Annotated in this window: 16 protein-coding genes; 4 read left to right on the top strand and 12 right to left on the bottom strand. The window is 53.5% G+C overall.

Features of this window, described 5'->3' with window-relative positions:
• The 12 genes from fabZ to rpsB form a co-directional block, all read right to left on the bottom strand.
• Positions 1-456 carry a 3-hydroxyacyl-ACP dehydratase FabZ gene (fabZ, locus tag ACP4QI_RS03925; RefSeq protein ID WP_007373234.1) on the bottom strand — a complete coding sequence of 152 codons (456 nt, stop codon included), beginning with the start codon at positions 454-456 and terminating at the stop codon, positions 1-3.
• Between the two features lie 102 nt (positions 457-558).
• Positions 559-1,584, bottom strand: a complete 1,026-nt coding sequence (lpxD, locus tag ACP4QI_RS03920; RefSeq protein WP_156262946.1) for a UDP-3-O-(3-hydroxymyristoyl)glucosamine N-acyltransferase — start codon at positions 1,582-1,584, stop codon at positions 559-561.
• 3 nt (positions 1,585-1,587) lie between these two features.
• Positions 1,588-2,082, bottom strand: coding sequence for a molecular chaperone Skp (gene skp, locus ACP4QI_RS03915; RefSeq protein ID WP_032616621.1), 495 nt, complete (start codon positions 2,080-2,082; stop codon positions 1,588-1,590).
• A 118-nt stretch (positions 2,083-2,200) separates the two neighbouring features.
• On the bottom strand, positions 2,201-4,618 hold the full coding sequence (gene bamA, locus ACP4QI_RS03910) for an outer membrane protein assembly factor BamA (protein ID WP_231313038.1): 2,418 nt from the start codon (positions 4,616-4,618) through the stop codon (positions 2,201-2,203).
• Positions 4,619-4,647: 29 nt separating this feature from the next.
• The gene (rseP, locus tag ACP4QI_RS03905; protein WP_156262944.1) at positions 4,648-6,000 is read right to left on the bottom strand and encodes a sigma E protease regulator RseP; all 1,353 of its coding nucleotides are present in this window, start codon (positions 5,998-6,000) and stop codon (positions 4,648-4,650) included.
• Between the two features lie 11 nt (positions 6,001-6,011).
• Positions 6,012-6,869 (bottom strand): phosphatidate cytidylyltransferase, encoded by an 858-nt coding sequence (gene cdsA, locus ACP4QI_RS03900; protein ID WP_142488299.1) that lies wholly within the window; start codon positions 6,867-6,869, stop codon positions 6,012-6,014.
• Between the two features lie 12 nt (positions 6,870-6,881).
• A complete protein-coding gene (ispU, locus tag ACP4QI_RS03895; RefSeq protein ID WP_142488298.1) occupies positions 6,882-7,640 on the bottom strand; it encodes a (2E,6E)-farnesyl-diphosphate-specific ditrans,polycis-undecaprenyl-diphosphate synthase in 759 nt (252 codons plus the stop codon).
• Between the two features lie 185 nt (positions 7,641-7,825).
• Positions 7,826-9,025, bottom strand: coding sequence for a 1-deoxy-D-xylulose-5-phosphate reductoisomerase (ispC, locus tag ACP4QI_RS03890; protein ID WP_426495577.1), 1,200 nt, complete (start codon positions 9,023-9,025; stop codon positions 7,826-7,828).
• Between the two features lie 95 nt (positions 9,026-9,120).
• Positions 9,121-9,678 (bottom strand): ribosome recycling factor, encoded by a 558-nt coding sequence (gene frr, locus ACP4QI_RS03885; protein ID WP_032616614.1) that lies wholly within the window; start codon positions 9,676-9,678, stop codon positions 9,121-9,123.
• Positions 9,679-9,845: 167 nt separating this feature from the next.
• Complete coding sequence (gene pyrH / locus ACP4QI_RS03880; protein WP_032616613.1) at positions 9,846-10,571, bottom strand: UMP kinase; 726 nt, start codon at positions 10,569-10,571, stop codon at positions 9,846-9,848.
• A 150-nt stretch (positions 10,572-10,721) separates the two neighbouring features.
• Complete coding sequence (tsf, locus tag ACP4QI_RS03875; RefSeq protein ID WP_142488296.1) at positions 10,722-11,573, bottom strand: translation elongation factor Ts; 852 nt, start codon at positions 11,571-11,573, stop codon at positions 10,722-10,724.
• 117 nt (positions 11,574-11,690) lie between these two features.
• The gene (gene rpsB, locus ACP4QI_RS03870) at positions 11,691-12,416 is read right to left on the bottom strand and encodes a 30S ribosomal protein S2 (RefSeq protein ID WP_032616611.1); all 726 of its coding nucleotides are present in this window, start codon (positions 12,414-12,416) and stop codon (positions 11,691-11,693) included.
• A 321-nt stretch (positions 12,417-12,737) separates the two neighbouring features.
• Between rpsB and map the strand changes: the two genes are divergently transcribed.
• The 4 genes from map (at position 12,738) to ACP4QI_RS03850 (ending at position 17,626) form a co-directional block, all read left to right on the top strand.
• The gene (gene map, locus ACP4QI_RS03865) at positions 12,738-13,532 is read left to right on the top strand and encodes a type I methionyl aminopeptidase (protein WP_142488295.1); all 795 of its coding nucleotides are present in this window, start codon (positions 12,738-12,740) and stop codon (positions 13,530-13,532) included.
• 62 nt (positions 13,533-13,594) lie between these two features.
• A complete protein-coding gene (gene glnD, locus ACP4QI_RS03860) occupies positions 13,595-16,270 on the top strand; it encodes a bifunctional uridylyltransferase/uridylyl-removing protein GlnD (protein WP_142488294.1) in 2,676 nt (891 codons plus the stop codon).
• A gap of 30 nt (positions 16,271-16,300) precedes the next feature.
• Complete coding sequence (gene dapD / locus ACP4QI_RS03855; protein WP_426495575.1) at positions 16,301-17,125, top strand: 2,3,4,5-tetrahydropyridine-2,6-dicarboxylate N-succinyltransferase; 825 nt, start codon at positions 16,301-16,303, stop codon at positions 17,123-17,125.
• A gap of 111 nt (positions 17,126-17,236) precedes the next feature.
• Positions 17,237-17,626: a DUF3461 family protein gene (locus ACP4QI_RS03850; protein WP_032616607.1), complete on the top strand. Its 390-nt coding sequence runs from the start codon at positions 17,237-17,239 to the stop codon at positions 17,624-17,626.
• Positions 17,627-17,675 lie beyond the last annotated feature (49 nt).

Genomic DNA, 17,675 nt, shown 5'->3' with positions numbered 1-17,675 from the left:
TCAGGCCTCCCGGCTACGCGCACACATCATGGTAGCTTCGCAAACAACCTTGCCGTCAACCAGAGCTACGCCTTTAAAGCGAGTCAGGCCACGACGCGTTTTTTCAAAAGTCACTTCCATGATCATCTGATCACCAGGCACAACCGGGCGCTTAAAGCGCGCTTCGTCGATACCTGCGAAGTAATACAGCTCACCCGGCTCCAGTTTACCGACGCTTTTAAACGCCAGAATACCAGTCGCCTGAGCCATCGCTTCCAGGATCAATACGCCCGGGAAGATAGGCTTCCCAGGGAAGTGCCCCTGGAAGAATGGCTCGTTTACAGAAACATTTTTCACTGCGCGCAGAAAACGACCTTCTTCAAAATCCAGCACACGGTCTACCAGTAAAAACGGGTAGCGGTGCGGCAGAAGTTCTAAAATCTCTTCAATATGCAGAGTATGAGTGTCAGTAGTCAAAATACTCTTCCTGTCAAAATATCTGAATGGCAATAATAACACGGCCTGCCGGTTTATAAGAAAGCCGACAGGCCGGGAAGTGTGCGTTAAACGGGTGAACGCTTAGTCTTGTTGATCGATTTTGCGCTCAATAGCCTTGAGGCGCTTGCTCATATCATCAATATTCATCACCAGGGCTGCAGTTTTACGCCACGCCTTGTTAGGCTGCAACGGTATGCCTGAGGAGTAGACGCCCGGTTCAGTGATAGGACGCATAACCATGCCCATCCCTGTGACCGTGACTTTATCGCATATTTCCATATGCCCGTTAATGACGCTGGCACCGCCAATCATACAGTAACGGCCAATCTTCAGGCTGCCTGCCATAATAACGCCGCCGGCAACCGCAGTATTGTCGCCAATCACAACGTTATGTGCAATCTGGCACTGGTTATCGATGATAACACCATTACCGATAATCGTGTCATCAAGCGCACCACGGTCGATGGTCGTGCATGCGCCGATTTCGACGCGATCGCCGATGATCACCCGGCCCAGCTGCGGGATCTTCACCCAGTTACCACGATCGTTGGCATAACCGAAACCATCCGCGCCAATAACGGTGCTGGACTGGATCAGGCAATGTTCACCGATTTCGATCTCATGGTAAATGGAGACGTTGGCCCACAGGCGAGAGCCTGCACCAATTTTTGTTTTTTTACCCACGAAGCAACCGGCGCCAATCACCACGTTATCGCCCAGCACGACGTCTGATTCGATAACCGCATTGGCACCAATTGATACGTTGTTACCCAGCTGCGCCGTCGGATCAATCACCGCACTGGGTGCGATGTTCTGTGCCGGCTGCGGCGTGGTATCGAGAATTTGTGCCATACGGGCATACGTCAGGTAGGGGTTCTTCACTACCAGCGCTGCACCTGCGGCAAACGGCAAATCGTCCTGCGTCAGTACGACAGCAGACGCCTGGCAAAGCGCCAGATGTTCACGGTACTTTGGGCTTACCATGAAGGTGATAGTGCCTGCTTTAGCAGACTGCATGGACGCAACAGCGGTGATGACGATATCGCCATCACCGTGTAATTCTGCATCCAACTGCTGAGCTAAATCAGCGAGTCGAATTGAAGGCATTACTTATTTAACCTGTTTCAGGACATCAGCGGTGATGTCTTTAACATCGCTGCTGTTGAATGCAACAGCGTTGCCATCAACAACCAGATCGATATTCTGATCGGCGGCAACAGCTTTCACAGCGGACTGGATACGGGTAACCAGCTTGCCACGTTCTTCGTTAGAACGACGTTGACGATCCTGTTCAAAAGCTTGCGCTTTCTGAGAGAAAGTCTGACGCTGAGCCATTACGTCTTTTTCCAGTTTGCTACGCTCGCTCGCTTTCATGGTAGAACCATCGCGCTGCAGACGCTGCATTTTGGATTGCAGATCCTTTTCCATACCCTGCAGTTCGCTTGCACGGCCTTTGAACTCGTTTTCCAGCGTGGCAGAAACACCTGTTTTCTGCGCAACCTGCTGGAACAAGTTACCCATATTGACGATTGCAATTTTGTCTGCTGCCTGAGCAGAAGTTGCCATCGCTAAACCGAGACCTGCAGCTAATAACCACTTTTTCACAATTAACTCCTTACCATCCCATTGGTACCCGAAGGTACCGTTCTTTGCGTGGCAAGGCGATCCTGCGATCGCCAGTTGTCAGCGCTACACTGCCAACGCATTCCTTTGCAACGGACAATTACCAGGTTTTACCAATGTTAAACTGGAACTGCTCCGCTTTGTCTCCCTCGTATTTCTTAAACGGCTGGGCGTAAGAGAAGACCAACGGCCCCAGCGGTGACATCCATTGTAGTGCGAGACCCGCAGACATACGAATATTGCTCGGATCGCTGTAGTCCGGAATACCTGCTAACCTGGTCGCACTGGTATTTTCCCAGTTAGTATCCCATACGGTACCCGCATCCAGGAAGAAGGAGGTACGTACGGAATTGGCATACTTATCGCTGATAAACGGCGTAGGGGTAATGAACTCCAGGCTGGCGACTCCCATGGCGTTACCACCGACCGCATCATCAGAGCTACACACTTCGCTCGATGAGGTTTTAGCGCAGTTATCTTCGTCGTTACCGCCGTAATATGCCGCTTTCGGACCAATGTTATTGGACTGGAAGCCACGTACGGTGCTTGAGCCGCCCGCGTAGAAGTTTTCATAGAACGGCAATTCTTTGCCACCTAAACCGTCGCCGTAACCCCAGCGCGTACGACCCAGAACCACCCATTTATGATCTTCGTCGATCGGGAAGTAGGACGCGGTATCGAGGGTAACTTTGTAGAACTCATTATCAGAGCCCGGGACCGTAACTTTACCGTTCAGGTTGACGCGCGAACCTTCGGTCGGGAAGAAACCACGGTCGAGGCGGTTGTACGTCCAGCCATAGTTGAAGGTGAAGTCATCTGCGGCAAACCCGTTGTCATCATTCGAGGTGCTTGCAGACTGTCCGATAGAGTCCAGATAACGCCACATTGCCACCTGCGGCTGCATGTTGGACAGGTCGTTATGCACATAACCTAAGCCAGCACGCAGGGTGTTGTATTCGTTAACTGGGAAGCCGAGCGTACCATCAACGCCGTAGCTTTTGTTGGTATACGAAGACAGGTCCGCATCATCCGCTTTAAAGTCGTTATAGAAAATACGACCACCCAGACTCACACCATCAACGGTGAAGTAAGGGTTAGTAACGGAGAGCTCAGAGTAAGTCTGGTAGTCGTTCTTGGTACCGTTGATACCCACGGAATAGCCGGTACCTAACCAGTTATCCTGCTGTACGCCCACCTGGAAGCTGACGCCACTTTCGGTACCGTAACCGACACCAAAGTTAAAGCTACCGGTATTACGCTCTTTGACCTTGTAAACGACGTCTACCTGGTCCGGTTTACCCGGCACGCGCTGAGTGTCGGTATCGACGGTTTCGAAATAGCCCAGACGGTTCAGACGCTCTTTACCCTGATCGACCAGATCGCTACCCAGCCACGCCCCTTCCATCTGGCGCATTTCACGGCGCAGAACGGCATCCTTCGAGGTGTCGTTACCTTCAAAACGGATCTTACGCACGTAGAAACGGTTACCCGCATCGACGTTAACGTGGAGCTTAACGGTTTTATCCGTATCGTTGATTTCAGGCTGAGTCTGTACGCGTGGGTAAGCGTAACCATAACGGCCGAGCAGCTTTTTAATGCCGTCTTCCATTTTGGTCACTTTCGAGCCGCTATACAGTTCACCCGGCTGCAGTTTGGTCAGGCTTTCGATCTCGGCAGAGTGTCCCGCCAGATTACCACTCACTTCCACACCAGAAAGCTTGTACTGATCGCCTTCGGTAATGTTAACGGTGATGTAGATACCTTTCTTGTCCGGCGTCAGGCTAACCTGAGTCGAATCGATGTTAAAGCGCGCATAGCCGCGATCCAGATAGTAGCTGCGCAGGGTTTCGAGATCGCCCGCCAGTTTCTGTTTCTGGTATTTACGGTCGCCCACCACGTTCCACCACGGCACTTCGTCACGCAGCTGGAAGGTAGAGATCAGCTCATCGGTGCTGAACGCATGGTTACCAACGATGTTGATCTGCTGGATTTTCGCGGAAACACCTTCCTGGAACACCAGCTTCAGATCGACGCGGTTACGTGGCAGCGGAGTAACAACCGCTTTGACGCTCGCGCTGTATTTACCGACGCTGTAGTAGAAATCTTCCAGCCCTTTCTCAATATCAGAGAGGGTGGTGCGATCCAGAGATTCGCCGACACGCACGCCAGAGGCCTCAAGGTTTTGCTTGAGCATGTCGTCTTTCACCGACTTGTTGCCGGAGAAGGTGATGCTGGCAATCGTTGGACGCTCTTTTACCTGAACCAGCAGCGTGTCACCATCGCGCAGAACGCGAACGTCCTCGAAGTTGCCGGTGGCAAACAGAGCGCGGATGGTATTACTAATGTCTTCATCATTAACCGTGTCGCCTGGGCGCACTGGCATACTGAGGAGGGCCGCACCAACGGCGACACGCTGAAGGCCTTCGAAATGAATATCTTTCACTACGAACCCGTCAGCACCGTATACGGTCGCGCTGCTAAACAGCAGCGACGCTATGAGCAACTTTTTCATCGCCATCGTTATTATGCGTTCTTCCTAACACTCTCTTACAACCGAGAGAAATCATTGAAAAGTGCAAGCCCCATTAACAGCACCAGTAAAATCGAACCAATGCGATAACTAAAGTCTTGAACTCGCTCGGATACCGGCCCGCCTTTTAGCTTCTCGATCGCTAAAAACAGCAGATGCCCCCCATCTAAAACAGGCAGTGGGAACAGGTTGATTATCCCGAGGTTCACGCTAATGAGCGCAAGAAACATGAGATAGTAAATCACCCCGAACTCTGCTGACATCCCAGCCCCCTGAGCGATCGAAATCGGCCCACTGAGGTTGTTCAGTTTTACGTCACCGGTAATCAATTTCCCCAGCATTTGCACGGTCAGCTTCATCAGTTGCCATGTTTTATCCGTGGCTTCAAGAATGGCGCTGAACGGCCCATACTGGCGTATTGTCTTGTACTCATCGGGCAGCGGGATCACTTTCGGCACCACGCCTGCAAACCCTTCCGCCTTTCCACCGCCCGGTTTGGTATCCGGGATGAGCGTTAAGGAGAGTGGGCTCCCCTGCCTTTCTATCTCCAGCGCCAGCGGCGTACCTGGATTATCACGCACCAGAGTAACAAAGGTCATCCACTGCGTTAAAGGTTGACCATCGACTTTAACGATCCTGTCGCCTGCTTGCAAACCTGCTTTACGCGCTGCGGAATCGGACTGGACTTCTGCCAGCACCGGTTCAATCTGCGCGCCGCGTGGACGAATGCCTAACGCCGCAACGGGATCTTCTTTATCTGGCTCAAAGGTCCAGTTGCGTAAATTCAGGATTTTATCCTGACGCGTGCTGGATCCGAAAGGTGACACGCTGACGGTAGTTTGTTCGTCGCCAATTTTGGCAACCAGCTGTAACCGCACGGCATCCCAATCAGGGGTTTCGATGCCATCAATCGCTTTAAGTTCCATGCCCGGATTAATTTGCGCGCTTGCCGCGATGGAGTTGGGCGTAATTTCACCAACAACCGGACGAACGCCAGGGACACCGATGATAAACACCAGCCAGTAAGCAAAAATGGCGAAGATGAAGTTTGCCACCGGACCGGCAGCAATGATTGCGGCGCGCTGGCCGACGGTTTTGTTGTTGAACGCGTAGTGGCGCACTTCAGGCGCCACTGGCTCCACGCGTTCATCCAACATTTTGACGTAGCCGCCGAGTGGGATAAGGGCAATAACAAATTCTGTGCCGTGGCGATCGTTTCGGCGCCAGAGCGCCTTACCAAAGCCAATTGAAAAGCGCTCTACCCGCACGCCACAGCGCCGAGCAACCCAGAAATGGCCAAATTCATGCACCGTGATAAGTACACCCAGTGCAACAATGAATGCCGCCAGATTCCAGAGAATGCTAAGCATAAAACCTTCCGTTAAATCGTCCCAAACACCAGCAAAAACAGGCAGGCAAACACGGGAACTGCCGCCGTCAGGCTGTCTATGCGATCCAGGATACCGCCGTGCCCTGGAATAAGATTGCCACTGTCTTTGATCCCTGCTTCACGCTTAAACATACTTTCGGTCAAATCACCCAGCACGGAAGCCAGCGCTGCGATGATAGAACAGACCAATAATGTTGCCGGTGCCACCTCAAGGTTGGCCCACACGCCATAACCCCAGGAGATAATCGCTGCTGTAAACAGACCACCGATAAAACCCTGCCACGTTTTACCCGGAGAGACCTTCGGTGCCAGTTTATGTTTGCCAAACAGTTTACCAAACATATAGGCGCCAGAGTCAGCCCCCCAGACGAGAATCATGACGTAAAGGAGCCATAACGCCCCGCTGTAAGGGTTGTCGTCGTAGTGCCAGGTACGGAGGGCAAGCATTCCCCAGAAGAAAGGAACGATGGTGAACAGCCCAAAACAGAGACGCAGTATTTTCGAATTACGCCATAGCGATGCAGAGCCGGGATAGAAGAGCACCAGCAGCAGCGCTGCCAGCCACCATCCCAGCGAAAGCCAGAGCGAACCTGCGATTATCGGCTGATGAATATTGTGATGGTACTCCGGCAGCATAAAGAGCATCAGCGCCAGCATCAGGCCGCACAGCACCGCCAGCCATACCCGCTGAGAACGCGAGGTAAAGCCGCTAAGCTGCCCCCATTCCCACGCCGCCAGCATGCAAACGACCAGTGTGACAATAGCAAATCCCACCGGAGGCAGTAAAAACAGCGCCGCGATGACAACAGGTATTAAAACAAACGCGGAAATCAGGCGATACTTCAGCAAAAGCTACCCCCATCAGGCGTTGTCGCCACCAGGCTCGGTACCACCGAAACGACGCTCTCGATTAGCAAAGGCATGCAGCGCACCTTCAAAGTCTTGTTCATCAAAATCGGGCCAAAGAACATCTGTAAAGTAAAGTTCGGCGTAGGCAATTTGCCATAGCAAAAAGTTACTGATGCGATGTTCTCCCCCTGTCCTAATTACTAAATCCACGGGTGTCAGTTCACTCATGCAGATTTGCTGACTCAGCGCCTCTTCATCAATCTGGTCCGGCTGTAATAGCCCTTCCTGAACCTGTTCAGCCAAATGCCGTACACCCTGGACAATATCCCAACGTCCGCCATAATTCGCCGCGATATTGAGCGTTAAGCCGGTATTTTGCCCGGTCAGCGCTTCCGCTTTACGAATGCGTTCCTGCAGACGTGAGTTAAAACGACTGGTATCCCCGATAATACGCAGGCGAACGTTGTGGCGATGCAGGCTTTTTACTTCGCTGTCGAGCGCCCACACGAACAATTCCATCAACGCGCTAACTTCCTGCGCAGGTCGATTCCAGTTTTCACTGCTGAAAGCATAGAGCGTTAACGCGTCAATGCCGTTATTGGCGGCAAAAGAAACGGCGCGGCGAACAGATTTCGCCCCAGCTTTATGCCCAAAGGCTCGGATCTTCCCTTGTCTTTTCGCCCAGCGGCCATTGCCATCCATGATGATTGCGACATGACGACAGCCATGTGCTGGCAAGTTTTCGCTTATTGGTTGATTCGCAGACAACATAACGCGTTTTTGGTCCCTGAAAGGATTTAACGGTACTCAGGAATACTGAAGCCTTTACGTAAAAAAGCCGTGTCATACCACGGCTTACCTGACCACATAACGTCAACTACCCGCAATCAGGTGGCGCAGACTATATCACTGAAGCCCAACGCTAACAAATAGCATGACCACCCACGGCTGGATTATCACCAGCTTGCGAGGTGCGTCACCGCTTTTTGCGCCGTGAGCCTGGCTTTCGCATCGACGGTCAGCACATCATCCACACTTTGCGGCTCGCGCAAATCCATCGCCTCAAGAACAGACAGGTTCAGCGCAGCGATATCCGTAAAGCGGATCCGCTGTTCGAGGAAGGCGGCGACAGCAATTTCATTCGCCGCATTGAGGGCGGTTGTCGCCGCTTGTCCCTGCTCGAATGCATTCATCGCCAGCTTCAGGCACGGATAGCGCTGATAATCTGGCGCACTGAACGTCAGCGCACTTAATTTGCAGAAGTCGAGCGGCTTAACGCCGGAGACCACGCGGTTTGGCCACGCCATCGTATGGGCGATAGGTGTACGCATATCGGGTTCGCCTAATTGCGCCATCACGCTGCCATCCCGATAACGGACCATGGAGTGGATCACCGACTGCGGGTGAATTAACACTTCCATCTGCGCTGCCGAGGCGTTAAACAACCAGCGGGCTTCAATGTATTCCAGACCTTTATTCATCATGGTGGCAGAATCGACGGAGATTTTACGCCCCATCGACCAGTTCGGATGACGACATGCCTGATCCGGGGTCATTGAGACCAGATCAGACAACGGCGTATCACGGAACGGGCCACCAGACCCGGTGAGCAAAATAGAAGAGACGCCATTCTGCTCCAGATCAGCGTACCCCAGGTTTTGCTGAAACGGTTGCGGTAAACTCTGAAAAATAGCGTTATGTTCGCTATCTACCGGCAAAAGTTGCGCGCCGCGCTGCTTTACCGCCTCCATAAACAGGCGTCCACAAGTCACCAGCGACTCTTTGTTGGCCAGCAACACCGTCTTCCCGGCATCGATCGCCGCCAGCGTTGGCAGCAGTCCTGCTGCGCCCACGATTGCCGCCATCACCTGGTCTACGTCATCCAGGGCGGCCATGTCGCAGGCAGCCCGTTGACCGCTTAATACCTCGGTCCGGCTGCCGTGCTCGGCCAGCAATGCTTTTACCTGGCGAGCACTCTCCTCGTCGTCCATAACCGCATAGCGTGGCGCAAACTCGAGACACTGCTCAACCATCCGCTGAACGTTTTTCCCGGCGACAAGCGCGGTCACGGTGTAGTGTTCAGGATTGTGGCGAACGACGTCGAGCGTGCTGCAACCGATGGAGCCGGTTGAGCCGAGGAGTGTTAATTGCTTCATGAATTATCCAGAAGTAGTGAAACCAGCAAAGCAAAACGCCGCCAGCAAAGCCCATCGGGCCTTCTGTACGGCGTTTTATCAGATTACGTCAGAAATCAGAACTGCATCAGTTCCGCTTCTTTTTCTGCCAGCGCCGCATCAAGTTTTTTGATTGCCGCATCGGTCAGTTTCTGCACGTCGTCCTGAGAACGGCGATCGTCATCTTCGCTGATCTCTTTGTCTTTCAGCAGCGCTTTCACTTTATCGTTCGCGTCACGGCGAACGTTACGCACGGCAACACGGCCCTGCTCTGCTTCACCACGTACCACTTTGATCAGATCTTTACGACGCTCTTCGGTCAGCGCAGGCAGTGGAACACGGATATCCGTGCCTGCGGAGCTTGGGTTCAGACCCAGATCGGATGCCATGATGGCTTTCTCAACGGCCGGGCCCATTGAACGATCGAAGACGTTAATTTTCAGCGTACGGGTATCTTCTACCGTCACCTGCGCCAACTGACGCAGAGGGGTTGGCGTACCGTAGTATTCCACGACGATGCCATCCAGCAGGCTTGGAGAAGCACGGCCAGTACGAATTTTGCTGATTTGGGTTTTGAACGCTTCTACGCATTTGTCCATGCGTACTTCAGCATCTTTTCTGATGTCGTTAATCACGTTACGAATCCTTGGAAACTTGTCTCAGGCAGACTATCCACCAGCACATCGCTACAGGTGTGCTAAGTATAGTCGCGTTTAATTCATGACAACGCCAAAGGCGCGTCCAGGTAAGATATCACTACAAAGTAAAGCGGAATCTTACCTGTATTTATCGTCGACGGAAATTATTCCGTGATCAAAGTGCCTTCTTTTTCACCCATGACCACGCGACGCAGCGCGCCAGGCTTGTTCATGTTGAAGACACGGATCGGCAGTTTGTGGTCGCGAGCCAGCGTGAAGGCGGCAAGATCCATCACTTTCAGCTCTTTATCCAGCACTTCGCTGTAGGTCAGCTGATCGTACATGGTGGCAGCAGGATCTTTTGCCGGATCGGCAGTAAACACGCCATCTACTTTGGTCGCTTTCAGTACCACATCGGCTTCGATCTCAATACCGCGCAGGCAGGCCGCGGAATCGGTGGTAAAGAACGGGTTACCCGTACCGGCGGAGAGGATCACCACGCGGTTGTTGCGCAGCAGGCTGATGGCTTCGGCCCAGCTGTAGTTATCGCACACGCCATTCAACGGAATAGCGGACATCAGGCGTGCATTCACATAGGCACGATGCAGTGCATCACGCATAGCCAGGCCATTCATGACCGTTGCCAGCATACCCATGTGGTCGCCCACCACGCGATTCATGCCTGCTTTTGCCAGACCCGCGCCACGGAAAAGGTTACCACCGCCAATGACTACGCCAACCTGGATGCCCAGTTCAACCAGTTCTTTGATTTCCTGCGCCATGCGGTCAAGGATGCTTGCGTCAATACCGAAGCCTTCCGACCCTTGCAGCGCTTCGCCACTCAGCTTAAGCAGAATGCGTTTGTAAACGGGTTTTGCATTGGTAGCCATATTTCTTTCCTGGGACTGTCAACGATTAAGATGGGGTTAATTCTGGCGACATGATATATCGCATCTCAACACAGACACTATAGGCGTCTGGCTGATTTACACATAACGTACACAAAAAGAAGCCGCCCTCAGGCGGCTTCTTTTCGCTGATTAAGACTGCTTGGACATTGCAGCAACTTCTGCTGCGAAGTCAGTCTCAACTTTCTCGATGCCTTCGCCCACTTCGAAGCGGATGAAGCCAGTTACGTCAGCGTTGTGCTCTTTCAGCAGCTGAGCAACAGTTTTGCTTGGATCCATAACGAAAGGCTGGCCAGTCAGAGAAACTTCGCCGGTGAATTTCTTCATGCGGCCTTCAACCATTTTCTCTGCGATTTCTTTTGGCTTGCCAGACTGCATGGCGATGTCCAGCTGAACCTGGTACTCTTTTTCTACAACTTCAGCAGACACGTCTTCTGGCTTAACGAATTCTGGCTTGCTTGCAGCGATGTGCATTGCCAGCTGTTTAACCAGCTCTTCGTCAGCGCCTTTAGCCGCAACCAGAACACCGATACGCGCGCCGTGCTGGTATGAACCCAGTACTTCGCCTTCCAGGGAAGAAACGCGACGGATGTTGATGTTCTCACCGATTTTAGCAACCAGGGCAACACGCTCTTCTTCGAACTGTGCTTTCAGAACTTCAACGTCGGTGATTTTGCCAGCAACAGCTGCGTCCAGAACTTTGTTAGCAAATGCCTGGAAACCGCCATCTTTAGCAACGAAGTCAGTCTGGCAGTTAACTTCCAGAATGATGCCGTAGGTGCCGTCGATCTTAGTGATGATCACGCCGTCAGCAGCAACGTTGCCTGCTTTCTTAGCTGCTTTGATCGCACCGGATTTACGCATGTTTTCGATTGCCAGCTCGATGTCGCCGTTCGCTTCAGTCAGCGCTTTTTTGCAATCCATCATGCCTGCGCCAGTACGCTCACGCAGCTCTTTTACCAGGGATGCGGTAATTTCAGCCATTCTTAAATCCTCGGGAGATGTGAACTGCCCGGCCAGAAGCCAAACAGTATAAATTGAAAAAAGGGGCCGATAATTGGCCCCTATTCATACACGGTACTAATAAGGGGTAGAACCTTATTATTCAGCTTCTACGAAGCTTTCTTCCGCCTGAGAAGCCAGATCCTGGGAACGGCCTTCACGAACGGTAGCAGCTACAGCGCTCAGGTACAGGCTAACAGCACGGATTGCATCGTCGTTACCCGGGATAACGAAGTCAACACCGTCCGGATCGGAGTTGGTATCAACGATTGCGAATACTGGGATACCCAGGTTGTTAGCTTCTTTGATTGCGATGTGCTCGTGGTCAGCATCGATAACGAACAGCGCGTCTGGCAGGCCGCCCATATCTTTGATACCGCCCAGGCTGTTTTCCAGCTTGTCCAGCTCACGAGTGCGCATCAGCGCTTCTTTTTTGGTCAGCTTTTCGAAAGTACCGTCCTGAGACTGGGTTTCCAGATCTTTCAGGCGCTTGATAGACTGACGAACGGTTTTCCAGTTAGTCAGCATACCGCCCAGCCAGCGATGGTTCACGAAGAACTGGTCGCAGCTGTTAGCAGCTTCTTTCACAGCTTCGCTTGCAGCGCGCTTAGTACCAACGAACAGAATCTTACCTTTACGGGAAGAGATCTTGTTCAGCTCAGCCAGGGCTTCGTTGAACATTGGTACAGTTTTCTCAAGGTTGATGATGTGAACTTTGTTACGAGCGCCGAAGATGAAAGGCTTCATTTTCGGGTTCCAGTAACGGGTCTGGTGACCGAAGTGAACACCAGCCTTGAGCATGTCGCGCATGGAAACAGTTGCCATGTTTTAAAACCTCTATTTAAAAGTTGGGGTTATGCCTCCACGTATCCCATATTACCGACCCCAAAGGGCACCCCGGAATATGTGCCGATACGTGTGTGTTGTTACACAAAGTGAGATTTGTCGCTCCCGTCCATCCTGTGTATCTGAAATGGATCGGAAGTCCGGCGCGCTTTATACCACAAAATGCTACCCGAAACCAACAATTGTTGGCGGTGTGTGCGGTGAAGGAATCTCAATTTGGCAGCATGTGCGCCAGACTGATACCATTGACAACACTTAGACTAGTATTGTCGAAAAAAACGACACTGATGGACAGATTACATGGCTATCTCTATTAAGACACCTGAAGAAATTGAAAAAATGCGCGTCGCCGGTCGTCTGGCCGCTGAAGTGCTGGAAATGATCGAGCCATTCGTCAAACCGGGCGTCAGCACCGGCGAGCTGGATCGCATCTGTAATGATTACATCGTGAACGAGCAGCAGGCAATCTCCGCTTGCCTTGGCTACCACGGCTTCCCGAAGTCAGTCTGCATCTCTATTAATGAAGTGGTCTGCCACGGTATCCCGGATGACGAAAAGCTGCTGAAAGATGGCGACATCGTTAACATCGACGTCACCGTCATTAAAGACGAGTACCACGGTGACACCTCTAAGATGTTCATCGTCGGCAAACCGACCATTCTGGGCGAGCGCCTGTGTAAAGTGACCCAGGAAAGCCTCTACCTGGCACTGAAGATGGTCAAGCCAGGCATTCGCCTGCGTACCCTCGGTGCGGCTATCCAGAAATTCGTTGAAGCAGAAGGTTTCTCCGTGGTGCGCGAATACTGCGGTCACGGTATTGGCCGCGTCTTCCATGAAGAGCCACAGGTTCTGCACTATGATGCAGACGACGGCGGCGTGGTGCTGCAGGCGGGCATGACCTTCACCATCGAGCCGATGGTCAACTCGGGCGACTACCGCATCCGAACCATGAAAGATGGCTGGACGGTGAAAACCAAAGACCGGAGCTTGTCTGCCCAGTATGAGCATACTATTGTGGTGACCGACAACGGCTGCGAAATTCTGACGTTACGCAAGGATGACACTATCCCGGCGATACTCTCGCAAGACGCATGATAAGAAGCCGGCAAATGCCGGCTTTTTTAATGGCTATCGTTTTTTCTTATGGGTGGCGCGCAATGAGTAACCTTTTACCCGAACAGTATGCCAATACGGCCCTCCCCACCCTGCCTGGCCAGCCGGATAACCCCGGCGTCTGGCCGACGGCCGAGCTGACCTGCGCCGGTATCAAAGCGCATATCGATACCTTCCAGCGCTGGCTGGGTGACACCTTTGACAGCGGGATCTCCGCTGAAGCGCTTATCGAAGCGCGTACGGAATTTATCGATCAGCTCCTGCAGCGCCTATGGATTGACTACGGTTTTGGTCAGTTGGGCGATGTGGCGCTGGTCGCCGTCGGCGGCTATGGCCGCGGCGAGCTGCATCCCCTTTCAGATATCGACCTGCTGATCCTGAGCCGGAAAAAGCTGCCTGACGAACAGGCGCAGAAGATCGGCGAACTGCTGACCCTGCTGTGGGACGTTAAGCTTGAAATCGGCCACAGCGTGCGCACCCTGGAAGAGTGCTTGCTGGAGGGGTTATCCGATCTCACCGTCGCCACCAACCTGATTGAATCGCGCCTGCTGATTGGCGACGTGGCCCTGTTCCTTGAGCTGCAAAAGCACATCTTCAGCGACGGCTTCTGGCCCTCGGAGAAGTTCTTCGCCGCCAAGGTCGATGAGCAGCAGGTGCGCCACCAGCGCTACCACGGCACCAGCTATAACCTGGAGCCGGATATCAAAAGCAGCCCCGGCGGCCTGCGCGATATCCATACCCTGCAGTGGGTGGCCCGCCGCCATTTCGGCGCCACCTCGCTGGATGAGATGGTCGGTTTTGGTTTTCTCACCGAAGCCGAACGTACCGAGCTGAATGAGTGTCTGCATCTGCTGTGGCGCATCCGTTTTGCCCTGCATCTGGAAGTGACCCGCTACGATAACCGCCTGCTGTTTGACCGTCAGCTGAGCGTCGCCCAGCGCCTGCACTACAGCGGCGAGGGCAACGAACCGGTTGAGCAGATGATGAAGGACTTCTTCCGCGTCACCCGCCGCGTGGGGGAACTGAATCAGATGCTGTTGCAGCTGTTCGACGAGGCGATCCTGGCTCTCACCGCGGATGAAAAACCGCGCCCGATAGATGATGAATTCCAGCTGCGCGGCACCTTAATCGATCTGCGCGACGAGACGCTGTTTATCCGTAAGCCGGAAGCGATCCTGCGCATGTTCTACGCCATGGTGCGTAACAGCACCATCACCGGGATCTACTCCACTACCCTGCGCCACCTGCGCCACGCCCGCCGCCATCTGACTCAGCCTTTGTGCTACATCCCGGAAGCACGGTCGCTGTTCCTGAGCATGTTGCGCCACCCTGGCGCGGTAAGCCGCGGGCTGCTGCCGATGCACCGTCACAGCGTGCTCTGGGCCTATATGCCGCAGTGGTCGCATATCGTCGGCCAGATGCAGTTTGACCTGTTCCATGCTTATACCGTTGACGAACACACCATCCGCGTAATGCTGAAGCTGGAAAGCTTCGCCCAGGAGGAGGTGCGCAGCCGTCACCCGCTCTGCGTTGAACTCTGGCCGCGCCTCACCAACCCGGAGCTGATCCTGATTGCCGCCCTGTTCCACGATATCGCCAAAGGGCGCGGCGGCGACCACTCAATCCTCGGCGCGGAAGACGTGCTGAAATTTGCCGAGCTGCATGGGCTCAATTCGCGCGAAACGCAGCTGGTGGCCTGGCTGGTTCGCCATCACCTGCTAATGTCGGTCACCGCTCAGCGGCGCGATATTCAGGATCCCGAAGTGATCAAACAGTTTGCCGAAGAGGTGCAGACCGAGAATCGCCTGCGTTTCCTGGTCTGCCTGACGGTGGCGGACATCTGCGCCACCAACGAGACGCTGTGGAACAGCTGGAAGCAGAGCCTGCTGCGCGAACTTTACTTCGCCACCGAGAAGCAGCTGCGTCGCGGCATGCAGAGCACGCCAGACATGCGCGAACGCGTGCGTCATCACCAGATGCAGGCCCTGGCGCTGTTGCGGATGGAGAATATAAATGAAGAGGCGCTGCATCTGATCTGGGCGCGCTGTCGCGCCAACTATTTTGTACGCCACAGCCCGAACCAGCTGGCCTGGCACGCCCGTCATCTGTTACAGCACGATCTGACCAAACCGCTGATCCTGCTCAGCCCGCAGGCGACCCGCGGAGGAACGGAGATCTTTATCTGGAGCCCCGATCGCGCTTACCTGTTTGCCGCGGTCTGCGCCGAACTCGACAGACGTAACCTCAGCGTACACGACGCGCAAATCTTCACTACCCGCGACGGCATGGCGATGGATACCTTTATCGTGCTGGAGCCGGACGGCAGTCCGCTGTCCGCGGATCGTCACGAGCCGATTCGCTACGGGCTGGAGCAGGCGATCACCCAGCACAGCTGGCAGCCACCGCAACCGCGTCGACAGCCGGCGAAACTGCGCCACTTTACCGTCGATACCGAGGTCAATTTCCTGCCGACGCATACCGACCGGAAATCCTTCCTCGAGCTGATCGCCCTTGACCAGCCAGGGCTGCTGGCCCGGGTCGGGCAGGTGTTTGCCGATCTGGGAATTTCGCTGCATGGGGCCAGAATTACAACCATTGGCGAGCGAGTAGAAGATTTATTTATAATCGCCACAGCCGACCGTCGTGGGCTTAATAATGCCCTGCAACAGGAAGTGCAACAACGGTTGACAGCAGCCCTCAATCCAAACGATAAAGGGTGATGTTTTTTTTTACCTGGAAAGAGTTGAACTATGCAGCAGTTACAGAACGTTATTGAGTCCGCTTTTGAGCGTCGCGCCGAAATTACTCCGGCAAATGTGGATACCGTGACCCGCGAGGCGGTCAATCAGGTGATTTCTCTGCTTGATTCCGGCGCGCTGCGTGTAGCCGAAAAGATCGACGGTCAGTGGGTCACTCACCAGTGGCTGAAGAAAGCGGTACTGCTCTCTTTCCGTATTAACGATAACCAGGTTATCGACGGTGCGGAAAGCCGCTACTTCGATAAAGTCCCGATGAAATTCGCTGGTTACGACGAAGCGCGTTTCCAGAAAGAAGGTTTCCGCGTGGTGCCACCGGCAGCCGTTCGTCAGGGTGCGTTTATCGCCCGCAATACCGTGCTGATGCCATCCTACGTGAACATCGGCGCTTACGTTGATGAAGGCACCATGGTGGATACCTGGGCAACCGTGGGTTCCTGTGCGCAGATCGGTAAAAACGTACACCTCTCCGGCGGCGTGGGTATCGGTGGTGTTCTGGAGCCGCTGCAGGCGAACCCGACCATTATCGAAGACAACTGCTTCATCGGCGCGCGCTCCGAAGTGGTTGAAGGCGTGATCGTGGAAGAAGGCTCCGTGATCTCCATGGGCGTTTATATCGGCCAGAGCACCCGTATTTACGATCGCGAAACCGGCGAAGTGCATTACGGTCGCGTACCGGCGGGTTCGGTAGTGGTATCCGGTAACCTGCCATCAAAAGATGGCAAATACAGCCTGTACTGTGCGGTGATTGTCAAAAAAGTCGATGCAAAAACCCGCGGCAAAGTTGGCATCAACGAACTGCTGCGTACCATCGATTAATCGGGTATAACAAAAAGCGGGGGCAACCCCGCTTTTTTTATATCTCAGGGTGGCGAAAATAGATTTTTTCGTGAATTATTCATGGGTTATGTTGAGATCAAGGGTACCGCTATGTACGATAATCTGAAAAGTCTGGGCATTACTAATCCTGATGAAATTGACCGTTACAGCCTCCGTCAGGAAGCCAACAACGATATCCTGAAAATCTATTTCCACAAGGATAAGGGCGAGTTCTTCGCCAAGAGCGTGAAGTTCAAGTACCCGCGCCAGCGTAAAACTGTCGTTGCCGATGGCATCGGTCAGGGTTACAAAGAGGTGCAGGAGATCAGCCCGAATCTGCGCTATGTGATTGATGAGCTGGATCAGATTTGCCAGCGCGATCGCACAGAGGTGGATCTGAAGCGGAAGATCCTGGATGACCTGCGTCATCTGGAAAGCGTCGTTGCCCACAAGATCACGGAAATCGAAGCGGATCTTGAGAAGTTGACCCGTAACAAGTAATCCGTCGCTGTGTGCCGGGTGGCGGCTTCGCCTTACCCGGCCTACATTC

The organism is Leclercia sp. TB492 (assembly GCF_049974505.2).
Lineage (GTDB): Bacteria > Pseudomonadota > Gammaproteobacteria > Enterobacterales > Enterobacteriaceae > Enterobacter > Enterobacter adecarboxylatus_C.
This window is presented reverse-complemented; position numbering and strand designations above follow the sequence as displayed.

What these genes read in the sequence shown, in the direction of transcription:
- lpxD (WP_156262946.1), bottom strand. Translation starts at nt 1,584, where the DNA reads ATGCCTTCAATTCGACTCGCTGATTTAGCTCAGCAGTTGGATGCAGAA.
- bamA (WP_231313038.1), bottom strand. Translation starts at nt 4,618, where the DNA reads ATGGCGATGAAAAAGTTGCTCATAGCGTCGCTGCTGTTTAGCAGCGCG.
- rseP (WP_156262944.1), bottom strand. Translation starts at nt 6,000, where the DNA reads ATGCTTAGCATTCTCTGGAATCTGGCGGCATTCATTGTTGCACTGGGT.
- ispU (WP_142488298.1), bottom strand. Translation starts at nt 7,640, where the DNA reads ATGTTGTCTGCGAATCAACCAATAAGCGAAAACTTGCCAGCACATGGC.
- ispC (WP_426495577.1), bottom strand. Translation starts at nt 9,025, where the DNA reads ATGAAGCAATTAACACTCCTCGGCTCAACCGGCTCCATCGGTTGCAGC.
- pyrH (WP_032616613.1), bottom strand. Translation starts at nt 10,571, where the DNA reads ATGGCTACCAATGCAAAACCCGTTTACAAACGCATTCTGCTTAAGCTG.
- tsf (WP_142488296.1), bottom strand. Translation starts at nt 11,573, where the DNA reads ATGGCTGAAATTACCGCATCCCTGGTAAAAGAGCTGCGTGAGCGTACT.
- rpsB (WP_032616611.1), bottom strand. Translation starts at nt 12,416, where the DNA reads ATGGCAACTGTTTCCATGCGCGACATGCTCAAGGCTGGTGTTCACTTC.
- map (WP_142488295.1), top strand. Translation starts at nt 12,738, where the DNA reads ATGGCTATCTCTATTAAGACACCTGAAGAAATTGAAAAAATGCGCGTC.
- glnD (WP_142488294.1), top strand. Translation starts at nt 13,595, where the DNA reads ATGAGTAACCTTTTACCCGAACAGTATGCCAATACGGCCCTCCCCACC.
- dapD (WP_426495575.1), top strand. Translation starts at nt 16,301, where the DNA reads ATGCAGCAGTTACAGAACGTTATTGAGTCCGCTTTTGAGCGTCGCGCC.
- ACP4QI_RS03850 (WP_032616607.1), top strand. Translation starts at nt 17,237, where the DNA reads ATGTACGATAATCTGAAAAGTCTGGGCATTACTAATCCTGATGAAATT.